At 55.8% G+C, this 11,780-nt stretch carries 6 protein-coding genes; 1 reads left to right on the top strand and 5 read right to left on the bottom strand.

Features of this window, described 5'->3' with window-relative positions; translation table 11 throughout:
* Positions 1 to 101 precede the first annotated feature (101 nt).
* Positions 102 to 1,073 (top strand): helix-turn-helix transcriptional regulator, encoded by a 972-nt coding sequence (locus C162_RS30055; protein WP_036701074.1) that lies wholly within the window; start codon positions 102 to 104, stop codon positions 1,071 to 1,073.
* A gap of 185 nt (positions 1,074 to 1,258) precedes the next feature.
* Here the strand turns inward: C162_RS30055 and C162_RS30050 are convergent, their stop codons facing one another.
* From C162_RS30050 to C162_RS30030, 5 genes are read right to left on the bottom strand one after another with little or no spacing between them, the layout of a single operon-like run.
* Positions 1,259 to 7,045: a tail fiber domain-containing protein gene (locus C162_RS30050; RefSeq protein ID WP_036701072.1), complete on the bottom strand. Its 5,787-nt coding sequence runs from the start codon at positions 7,043 to 7,045 to the stop codon at positions 1,259 to 1,261.
* 38 nt (positions 7,046 to 7,083) lie between these two features.
* On the bottom strand, positions 7,084 to 7,266 hold the full coding sequence (locus tag C162_RS30045) for a hypothetical protein (protein ID WP_036701070.1): 183 nt from the start codon (positions 7,264 to 7,266) through the stop codon (positions 7,084 to 7,086).
* A 19-nt stretch (positions 7,267 to 7,285) separates the two neighbouring features.
* Positions 7,286 to 10,126, bottom strand: coding sequence for a tail fiber domain-containing protein (locus C162_RS30040; protein WP_036701068.1), 2,841 nt, complete (start codon positions 10,124 to 10,126; stop codon positions 7,286 to 7,288).
* Between the two features lie 28 nt (positions 10,127 to 10,154).
* A complete protein-coding gene (locus C162_RS30035) occupies positions 10,155 to 10,904 on the bottom strand; it encodes a phage tail protein (RefSeq protein WP_036701066.1) in 750 nt (249 codons plus the stop codon).
* Positions 10,901 to 11,773, bottom strand: a complete 873-nt coding sequence (locus C162_RS30030; RefSeq protein WP_036701064.1) for a hypothetical protein — start codon at positions 11,771 to 11,773, stop codon at positions 10,901 to 10,903. Before C162_RS30030 ends, C162_RS30035 begins: the two co-directional genes overlap by 4 nt.
* Positions 11,774 to 11,780 lie beyond the last annotated feature (7 nt).

Raw genomic sequence — 11,780 nt, 5'->3', positions numbered from 1 at the left:
CTTTACTGTCCTTTTAGGGACGGCACCGTTTCAGCGAGAAATATAAGGAAAATACACGACTCAACCGTTAACGAATTGAGAACTTAGGAGAGAATAACCCGATGGCCAAATGGGATAATATGCTCGCAATGCTGTGGATGCTGAGGTCCGGCAAGAAGCTTACTGCCGCTCAGATTGCAGATCAGCTAGAGATCAGTGTCCGCACGGTGTACCGGTATATCGATGCCTTATGTGCCAGTGGGGTGCCGGTAGTCGCCGAATCGGGGCATGACGGCGGGGTACATATTCTGGAGAGCTTCAGTGAGACGCCCCTGTTCTTCAGCTCCATGGAGCTGAGAGCGCTGCTCGATGCCTATAAATTCGCGCAAAGCGCTGGCTATCCCTTCGCCCTGGAGCTGGAAAACGCACTCAAAAAGGTAGAGAACGGACTGCACGATGAACAGCGACAAGACCTGTCGCTGCACACAGGCATTCTCGATGTGATCGCTCCGTCCCGTTCCCCTTCAGTCGTCCCTTTGCTGCGGGAGCTGGAGCAGGCTGTGAAGGCGGGCCAGACGGTTCACCTCACCTACCGGAAAGTGAATGCAGCACAGAACGAGGAGCGCGTAGTCGATCCGTATGGTCTGGCTTACGACCGTTCGGAATGGTATATGGTTGGGTTCTGTCACCGGTCACAGGCCATGCGGACCTATCGTGTGGACCGCATTGTCAAGCTTGCGTTAACGGAAGCCAGCTTCCCTAAGCCGGAGCCCTTCTTGGTATCTGACTATTTCCGCAGCCAGCTGGAGCCGGAGCCGGAAGATAACGCCCCTCTGCTCGTGATCCGTATCGAAGGAGCGCCGGATGCGCTGAACAAGCTATGCGGCAACTGGCATCTGCGGCACTACCTGACGGAGCGGACGGACCGGGAGGCGAGGTTCCTGCTGGATGTACCCTCTATGAATAAATACCTTCCCAAATATCTGTTGAGCTTCGGCACTTCCATACGTATTCATGAGCCTCTGGAGCTCAAGGAACAGATACAGGAATTGGCCTGTGAGATTAGCAGACATTATAGGAACGATGGTGAATGAACTTCACTGACAGCCTCTGTCAGATTTGCCCGCAAATTGCCGTCTGGACTGCAGAAGCGAAAGACATTCCGGTGGATGGCATGCAGCAAGAAATGACTATGGTACTCTGCCTAACAAAACAGCTCCTGCTGCATATTTGCGGCAGGAGCTGTTTTGTTACCTTATGTGCTGAGGAGTTGTTGCCATTAAGCGCCGGCCAAGGCCGTAACCTGAACCTTGAGCTCATTTACCTGCTTACGCATGTCTTGAGCTTCCTTCTGCTGCTTCTGAACCACCGTAGTCAGTACGCCGATAATGTCCATCAATACTACAGACTTGTGATCCGCAGTAGAGAAAATCTGTGGCACATCCTCGGCGATGAAGCCGATATTCTGCTGCTTGCCGTTCTCCGTCTTGTAGTTGAAGGTCACCGGCTTCAGCTTGTTCAGCAGCTCCAGCGCCTTCTTCACCGGCAGGCTGGCAATGTTCTCCTTGTAGGTCCGGGAGGAGGTCTGCGCGAAGTTCGTTGCCCGCAGGTTGCCGTTCACATCCAGCTTGTAGTTATCTGCTGGCGCTTTGCCAATCCCGACATTGCTGCTGGAATCTAGCGTTAATGCGCCCGCCACCTGGACAAGTTGATCATAGACGGAATCCTGGCAGACCAGCTTCTGCATACTTCCCTCAATGCCCGCCTGCCATGCGTTTGCCGTAGTATCCCAGAGAATCTGTGCCTTCTTATCCTTGCCCCGGTCAAGCTCGATCCCCCGGGTAACCGTCAGGCTGCCGCTGATCTTGGCATCCTTCACTGTCAGTGTATCACTGAGCTTCAGTTCCTTTGCTGACAATGTGCCTGTGAAGGCGGCGTCCTTCGCCGTGAACATTCCTGTAATTTCGGTATCCGCTGCCTTTAGTAATGTATCGATCACTGCGTTCTTCACGGATAACGATCCGTTCACAACAGCATCAGTGACGGTTAACTTCCCGGATACCGCCGCATTACCGTTCACATCCAGCTTGGCGGCCGGTGCAGCGGTGCCGATTCCGATATTGCCGGAAGCCACCTTAAGCACAGCGTTCAGATCTGTAAGCTCCTTATGCGTATGACCGCTGTACGAGAGCTGTTTCAGGCTGCCTGCAAGTCCCAGTTGCCATTCAGCCATCGCTTCGTTCCATACAATCTGTGCCTTGGCACCTGTACCCCTACCCACATCAATCCCCCGGCTAAGCGTAAGGCTGCCCGTAACATCAGCATCCTTCGTGCGGAGCATTCCGCTAAATTCGGTATCCGCAGCCGTTAACATGCCGCTGACTGCTGCGTCTGTAACGGTCATACGGCCGGATACCGCCGCATTGCCGTTCACCTCAAGCTTGGACGTTGGCGCTGCGGTGCCGATTCCGACATTCCCGGAGGCGATCTTCAGCACCCCTGTCAGTTCGGACAGCTCTTGGTGTGTATGGCCGCTGTAGGAGAGCTGCTTCATGCTTCCTGCAATTCCCGCCGTCCAGACATCCTGGGCTTCATCCCAGAGTAGCTGTGCCTTCTGATCCGTTCCTCTGTCCACTGCAATTCCCTTACTGAGCGTAAGATCGCCAGTGATGGCAGCATCCTGAGCGGTGAAACCTCCGCTGACGGTGACCTCCTTAAGTGCAGCCAGGCCGCTGATCTTTGCACTTGCTGCTGCCAAGCCACCGCTTAATGAAGCCTCTGTGACCGTCAATGATCCGCTGACCACGGCATTCCCTTTGACCTCCAGCTTAGCGGCCCGGGCATCCGTACCAATCCCGACATTGCCTCCATCAACAGTGATCGCCTCCGCCAGAGCAGCATACTCGGGGTGGATATGTCCCTTGAATTCTATGGTCTTCAGGGTATCTGAAACTCCGGCCAGCCATTCATCTGCAGTCTCATCCCATAGCAGCTGGGCTGGAAGAGCGCTGCCGCCGCGGAATACCTCCAGACCGGCATTTTGGACAATGTGATCACTCTTAGGGTCATATTTGTTAACTCTTATAATGTTGTCCTCAACCTCAAGCTGAGCCGCATTGATCGTCACAACATCGCCATTCACCGTCAGATTCCCGTTCACGGTCAGATCCTTGGAGATGGAGGCGCTGACTGCACTAAGCTCCCCACGGATTACTGTATTGCCTTGAACATCAAGCTTGGACTTAGGGTCAGGGCTTAAGGTTCCGATGCCGACCTCTCCGTTTTTGGTAACACTGAACAAGCTGTCTCCGCCAGTTGCTCTAACATCTAACAGGGCCAGCGGGGCCGTAGTTCCGATGCCGATATAACCCTTTGCATCCGAAGACAAGGTAACCGCATTGCCTAGCGGATTGAACAGCTGATGCTGGCCGCCCTTCCCGGTGCCGAACTCAGCGAACTTCTCCCCATCGCCATAGAACCAGGAATTCAGCTCATTATTCCAGTAGATCCGGGCATTCGGTAGGAGAATTCCATCTTTATTCAGACCGCGAGGAGCTTCGAACCCTCCGGCAGTCACATTCCCGGACACCACCGCATGATTGCTAATCACGGCACCCGCCGCATTTATCCCTTTGTTAAAAGAAGCCGTGCCTTCGAATACAGCATCACTATGAGCAGTCAGCTTACCTGAGAAGGATGCCGCGCCAGAGACCTCTGTCTCCGTCCGGAAGACCGCCTTGCCTGCCACATCCAGCACTTCAGTCGGATTATCCGTGCCCACACCCATTTTGCCGCTGCGGGTCAGGCTGAGTACCGTTCTGCCGGCAGTGCCCAGCTTCCAGCGGTCCTTGGCCCACTTGATCTGCGCGTTAGTCTCGGTGCCTTGCAGCACCTCAATGCCGTCTCCGACCGTCACTGTTCCTGCAATTGCCGCGCTGGCGGCAGTGACTGCTCCTGTAATTGCAGCACCCGCAGCCTTCACTGCACCGGAGGCTTGGATATTGCCGGATGAATCGACTACAACCGCCGCACTATCCGCAGGTGTTGCCAGCTGCCACTGGTCCTTGACCTCATCCCAGGCAAGCTTGACCGGATTCTGATCCGGGCCGCGATAGATCTCCAGTCCGCCGCCTGCAAGAGACTTGACTGTTCCAGCATCCTTATTAAGGGTAATCCAGGGACTGCCGATATCTAGCTCATCCGTGGCAATTTTGGCCGAGGTCCCCCGGATCTCCAGCTCTCCGGCTACCGTCAGATTGCTGCCCACCGTCAAGTCATGGTGAATATCCACATCCCCTTCGGCGCTGGCGCTCAGTGCCAGAATGTCACTCTTCGGATTGTACAGCTGGCTATGAAGATGAAGAGCATCCGCACTCGCCATCTGTGTCAGCTTGTCCCAGGAGCTGCCGCTGGCGACATTCTCCAGCGAATTTCCGATACCCACCTTCCACTTCCGCTCGCTTTCGTTCCAGAACATCCGGGCAGGCGGCTGCGATTCGCCCCGGAACACTTCGATGCCGCTCTCGGCGGCTGGCGGGGTATCCCCTGCGAATTTGTTGATCTCAATGACGTTATTGGTGACGACCAGATCCTCACGGTTAAGCGTGGTCGTGGTGCCTTTGACGATCAGGTTGCCGTCTACCTTAACCAGACCCTGAACCGCCAGACCGCCGCTGACTTCCACCCCGTTATTGACGGTCAGGGAGCCCTGTACCTCAGCATCATTGATCATTTCAAAATCACCATCTGCTGTAACCTGGACAGCCGTATTGCCCGCGCTATCGCTCAGGGAATTGTGCCGGTGCAATCCATCGGCATCCGAGCTGACCCCTCCGGTCAACGCATCCCAATTACTTCCGTAGGCTATATTGGACAGTTCATCGCCGAGTCCCAGCTTCCATCTGCCATCCGTCTCGTCCCAGAGCAGCTTGGCGCTCGGGTTCAGCTTGCCCCGGTAGACCTCAATACTGCTCTGTTTCAGGGAGGAACTGTTCCCCTCGAATTTATTAAGTTCAATCCGGTTGCTGACCACCACCAGATCTTCCTTTTTGACGAAAGTAGTGGTGCCCTTGACCGTCAGATTACCTTCAATCGTGGCCGATCCTCCGACACTCAGGTCCGACTTCAGCGTTGTACTGCCCTTGGCCAGCAGCGTACCGCCGAGCTCCATATTCCCGGATGCCGACAGCCGTCCCTGTCCGTCTGCCGAGAGAATCGTTCCGCCGGACGGTGTACTCAGTGTGCTGTGCTTGTGGGAAGCATCCGCCACGGACCCGCTGGTCAGCGTGTCCCATTTGTTCCCGTAGGGAATGTCGGACATGCTGCCTTCAAGCCCGATTCTCCACTTGCGGTCTGCTTCGTTCCACTCCATGCGTGCTGCCGGAAGCTGACTGCCCCGGTAGACATCCAGCCCTCCCTTGTTACCCAGAACTGAGTGGTCTTCCGCCTTATTGACCGTAAGGAAGCTGTCTGCTACCTCCTGCTCAACCTTCCGGATGACCACCTCTTCTTCCCGGACGATCAGCTTGTTCACGGTCAGAGTCTCGCCGACCATCAGCTCATGGGGGATATTCACATTGCCGTCCGCACCGATCTCCAGCGCAAGCAGGCTCTTGTCTTCATTATGGAACTGCCTGTGGGTATGCAGAGCATCTGCATTCCTGTTGCCGCCAGTCAGCTCCTCCCACTGCTTCCCGTCAGGAATATTGGTCATATCCCCGTTAGCGGTGCCGGTCTGCCAGGATTTCACAGCTTCATTCCAGGCTATCTTGGCATTGGGCAGCGTGGCTCCCCGGAAGACCTCCAGGCCATCCTTCTGGGATACCAGCGTCCCGGATACGCTCATCCCCCGGTCAACTAGGACCGTCCCCTCGTTGTCCGTGCGAAGTGACGGCTTGCCATCCGCAGCCTTCAGCTGGCTGTGGCTATGCAGACTATCCGCATTCGCACCGTGATGCAGCTGCTCCCAGTCTGCGCCATAAGCCACCTTGGACATTCCGCTGGCGTCGTCACCTGCCTGCACTTCGGTTCCAATCATCCAGCTCTTATTCTTCTCATCCCATTGCAGCTTGGCGCTGGAATGATCCTTGCGCAGGATCTCGATGCCCATCCGGTCATCTTCAGCCACATTCTGATTCAGGGTGACTTTGCTGCCGCCAATGATAACCTGGGGAACATCCAGCATCGCCATCCCACCGCTGACTTCAATCCCTTGCTTCGCGGAGAAGGGCCCCTCCATGGTCGATGCGCCGGAGACCTCCAGATCGCCGGACTCATTCACCTTGAACACCGCTGCGCTGCCCGAGGTTACAGATAACGTGCCATCTATATCCACTGATCCATAAGTGCTGATGGCCCCCGCCTTGATGTCACCCGTGAACTCTGTCAGCACAGCGTGAACATTAAGCCGGCTCCCTTCCTCGCCATCGAGGTCCTTCGAATTGCTGAGGAAAGGCGTCTCAGGCTTCTTCTCTTTGCCGATAATGATCTGATCCGCCTTAAGCACCGTCCCGCCTGCGGCCTTCGTCACCAGCTGAGACCCGTCAACATCCGTCTCATAGATCCCGCCGATTGTTAAGGACCCGTCCTGGGAATGCTTCAGATTCACCCGGGCCAGCAGGATATTCTGGTGTACATCTGCGGGCTTCCGGGAGCTTACTTCTATTTTGGCCTGCTCCAGCACATGGATGGGATTATTTCCTCCCTTGAGCAGATCTTTATCCGTCAGCTCTTCCTGATAGCTGATGTAAATATAGATCTGATCCGAAGTGCTGTACCCCGAGAGGTTAATCACCCGATTAGGGTGAGCGTCACTGACCATAATTTCCTGGCTGATCTCCTCATTGTGCTCCGGGTCGGTGACACGGTTGAGAGCAAAGCCCGGAGCAATCTCAATGGTTATCCCGTCCCGCATGGTGACCTTAAGCCCATCCACGACTCCCCAATCATGGAAATGACGGTTATGCAGCTGCCGCACACGCTTATGGTAATTCTGATCCAGCGTCAGATCCTCTTCCTTCAGCAGCAGCCCGTTGAAATAATTCATGCGTTTCATATCCTTTGGCACAATCCCACTCCTCCCGGCTCTTCATAGTTACAGCTTGCTTAGGCCTGAACGGACTCCTCTTCAGCGGCAGCCAGCTCCTCCAGCACCTGTATGGCCCCGCTGATGCGTGTCAGGGTATATCCCAGATTGGTACGCTTCTCGTCCAGCTCCTGGATCATCTGCCGCCCGGATTCCAGCTCTGCCTTCAGTTCATTCATACGTGCTTCCAATTGTTCTTTCATAAGTTCATCCTCCTAAGGTTTAGGCACCCTGCAGGGTGTCGATTTGTTTTTGCATTCTTGTAATTGCCTTCTGCTGATCCTTCATGACGCTGGTCAGAACGGCAATGATATCCATCCCGCTGATCGCCCGCTGATCCGGATCGGCCAGAACAGCAGGTACTTCTTCCGCAATGAAGCCGAGGGTCTTTTGCTTGGTGCCTCCTTTGTATTTAAAAGAGACCGGATTTAGCCCGTCCAGCAGCTGCTTCGCTTCCTTGACCGGAATATCCGCAATATTGTCCTTCAGCTCGCGCGAGGACCACCAGTACATGCTGCCGTTGGCATAGACCCCGCCGCTGGCATGAAGATAGATGCGGTCGCCGGCATCATTAGAGACTCCGATGTCCAGCACGCAGTTCTCCCCGCTGGTCGGATAGTACTTGATCCAGGCCGAGTCGCCGCTGCCTCCGCCGGGATCGGACGGGAAGATAATCCCGTTGTTGCCGCTGCCCGCGCTCGGGATCAGGGCATTTCTCACTTCCAGGCTACTGTGGACAGAAGCATAAGACCAGTCGTTGCCGTAATTGAGCACCAGATGGCTGCCATTATCAACTAGCGCCCGGCCGGGAGCCCCCCGGCGTCCGGGATAACCGATGCAGAAATCAGCGCAGCGTACAGTGGCGGCGAATTCCTCAGCCACATCCAGCTTTTTGAATTTGCCGGCGAAGTTAAATACGTCTGTCTTGATACTGCCTTTGATCTCAAGATCACCGCCAATATAGGCGCCCCCCTTCACCTGCAGGGAGCCATTGACATCGAGATTGTCCCAGATGGAGACTCTGCGGACTCCCGACATCCCGTTACCCGCGATCATCAATGAATTGTAGTTCGTGGTATCGTTACTGATCTCGGCATTCTTGGGTGATTGACCCGTGAAGCCTGTCCATCCAGAGGTGAAGCGAACCGGATTCTGCCCGCTCAGAATACGCATTTCCCCTGCCACGTCCAGCTTGTCCGCAGGCTCCAGTGTGCCGATGCCCACATTACCGGAAGCTATCAGAGAGATATGGTCACTCCTGTCATTGGAGGTACCGATCTCCAGTGTGCAATCCTCGCCTGTACGGGGATAGTACTTGATCCAAGCCTGATCATACCCGCCTCCGCCCGGATTGGCCGGGAATATAATGCCGCTGTGCTCCCCGTTCCCCGCGCTAGGAATAATCTCCTGGGAGGCCTGCATTGTCCCGTTCACATACAGAAATCCGTTCACATCCAGCCGGTCCCAGATAGCGACCTTTCTCTTCTGCCCGGCAGAGTTATTGCCGACTATCATCAGGGCCTTGTAGTCTGTAGTATCGTTACAGATCTCCGCACCGTTCGTCTGTTTGTCGGGAAAGCCCGTCCAAGCTGAGGTGAAGCGGAGCGGGTTCCGGCCGCTGAGCAGGCGTACGCTGCCCTCGACATCCAGCGAATCCTCCAGTACCTTCTGCGGGCCGATGCCGACATAGCCGTTCTTATTCCAGGATAATGCCTGCTTGTCTGTGCGGGAGCCATCAGCATTAACCGTCCGAGTACCGAGTGCCCCGCCGCTGCCGCCGAATAACACCGGACCCTCTACCTCTGCCGCAGCGAAGGGCTTCCCGGCGCCGAACCAGCCCAGGCCATGCGAATGGTCAACCGTGTCCGGGTTCGTCCCCTTCAGCAGCAGGATTCTGTCATCCTGAAGGGCAAGATCAGCATCACTGTACAGCTTGCCCGCTCCAGTGAAGCCTAAGCTCAGGCCTGATGGCGAAGACAGCTTACTGTGCCGGTGCAGCAGATCAGCGAATTCAGACTTGATCAGGCTGTCCCACTCGTTGCCGTAGGCAATGGTCTTTAGATCGTTGCCAAGCCCGGCCTTGAAGCATTTATCCTCCTCCACCCAGACAATCCGCGCATCATGCTTGCCCTCGTCGCCCCGGTATACCTCCAGACCGCCATCACGCGCACCGGGAAATACATAGTTCGGATCATCCGTGTTGGGGCTATTCACCTCGACGAAGCTGTTCATAATCCGCATCTCGCTCTGGGCCTTGTCCTTGCTCTTCAGAATCAGCTCGCCCTCAATCGTTAGCGCTCCGGCTACGCTCATAGCCCCGGTGAAGCGTGTCTCGGGAGCTCTGATCTCCAGCACTTTGCCAGCCTGCAGTGTAGACATGGACGGCATCGCTGCCAGAACGGCTTCACTCAGCCCCGCGCTGTCCATGCTGTCTTCACTCTGAACCGGGATTACCAGCTTCTCCGTGACCAGCTTCTTGCCGGCGGCACCGGCATAGGTTCTTAAGGGCGTCCGGGCCGCATCGCTGTCGTAATCGTATATACATGTACTGTCGATGGTCACTCCCGCCCCATCGGTACGGGGAACCACCCGGGCCAGAAGGATCGTGTCCGTCCCCTCAGGCTTGGTGGTCCCATACCTGATTTTCCCCCGCTCCCAGATATGGATCTGTTCCCCTTGTCCACGCTCGATGCTGTAGTCGGCCTTCACCTCTTCATAGCTGACCCAGATGTAGATATTCTCATTGGCGTTATACTCGGAGAGGTTGACCGGATTATCCGGATGCCCCTCATAGATCAGGATTTCCTGGCTGATGCTCTCATACTTCTCACCATTCTTGACCAGCACCAGATTCAGGGCCAGCCCCTCCGCAATGTTCACCTTCATGGATTCCCCCGGCTTCGCAGAGGGCAGTACCTTGAGCCCGCAGACAATCCCCCAGGTATGCAGATAGCGGTTATGCAGCCGCTGCAGGCGCAGGTGAAACTCCTGATCGAGCATGTAATCCTCAGCGTTCAGGAAGAGCCCGTCAAAGTAGCGCATTCTTCTTAATTCTTTTCCCATGATTCGCTTGCCTCCCGGTCTATAATCTCTATTGCTCTGTCATACCCCCGACTAAGGTCTCCATCCCCACACGCCCATAGACCCCCAGACGCATAGACGGAACTTCAATATTCAAGCTGGAATTGGTGTAAAAGGGCCGCTCCTTCCGGATCACCTCCTGCAGATTCCGCACCTTCTGCTGCAGCAGGCTCCGGCTGTACGCCGGGAGAATGATATGGACGGAGAAGTAGCTCGGCTCGGCCGCCCCAACCATAGTATTGATGCCTATACGCCGGGCATTACCGAGACGGACAGGCTCCTCGTAGCTATAGATATGGATGGCCGCCTCTTCACCGGCGTGAACCTGCAAATATTCGGCCAGACCGCCCAGGGTTCCGCGTTTCTTATAGAGCTGGACGATGCTGCCGATCAGCTTGCGGTTAACGGTGCTGCGGGTGTCCGCAAGTGGAAGAATCTGCGTAGGGGCAAGCGTGCGCTCCTGGTTATCCTCCTCACCGTCATACTCCACACCTTCCGCCAACTGGAGGCCTACCCAGCCTGCAAGCCAGGGCAGAAACTGCGAGGGAGCCGTCTGCGGATCGAAGTATTGATGCAATCTGTCCAGCAAAGCCTCCATTCCCGCAGATTCCGCGCCTGCCGTCCCCGTATTGCCCGAGAGCATGGCTTCGAAGGCCTTCAGGAACCGTCCCAGAAAAAACTGTTCATCCGGCTCCCCCGATTTCTGCTGGAACACCCGGGGGAGATACTCCACATAACTGTATCCGTCTGTCTTGCTCATGCTTCCACCTCAATCTTCAGGTCCTTCAGCTTAAATAACTGGAACGGCAGCAGGTCAGGCGAGTCCAGGTTCACGCTGGTCACATGATCAATGCCGGCGATTCCCTCTACCAGATGATACAGATCCGAGGCGTACAGCTTCCTCCCCGGAAGCCAGCCCTGTCCGTGCTCCCCCCCGTTAACCGGGTCCAGAAACTGTGCAATGCTGCCATGGACGATGCTTCCGATGCTCTGATTCCCGGCGGCAACCGTCATCTCAATCACAACATCCCGATAATCTGGCTCAACAACATGGACTCGAGTCGTCAGCAGCTTGCTCTGCTCCAGGATGGCTTTAACCTGTTGCTTGATCTCCGTCATGTCTCTGCGCAGATCCTGCTGATTCGCGGTCTGGAGCACCAGAACTACGGACACATGCCCGAAGGCTTCTTTATCCCGCCCGGTGCCGTTCTCCATATCCGTATTAATCAGACAGAGCGTACGGACCGCAAGGTCTGGATACGTGGTCCGAATCCCCGGGATATCCAGCAGGCTCTGCCTCGCCAGCAGCTGGTAATCTTCTGCCGTCACAGCCCTATAGCATTCGGAGAACTGCTTCGCCCCGCGTGATATTCCGCTGGCGAGCTCCTCCCCGTCCTCCAGGGTGATACCAAGCAGCTTGAGGAACTGTTGCCTGCTCTCATCGGTCACCTGGTCAAGTCTGTAGAGAACCATCTCCGTGAAATAGGCGAACAGCTCCACCAGGGTAATGCCGGGATCGGAGGGATTATAGTTCGTCCAATCCGGATCGTAGAGCGGAATCAGCGCAGTGGCATCGGCCACAAGCTGGTCAAAGCTAAGATCATCCAGCTTCAATACTGGAAGCGGCATAAGTTCT

The organism is Paenibacillus sp. FSL R7-269 (assembly GCF_000517865.1).
Lineage (GTDB): Bacteria > Bacillota > Bacilli > Paenibacillales > Paenibacillaceae > Paenibacillus_AQ.
The sequence above is the reverse complement of the archived record's forward strand: the minus strand, read 5'-3'. Positions and strand labels throughout refer to the sequence as shown.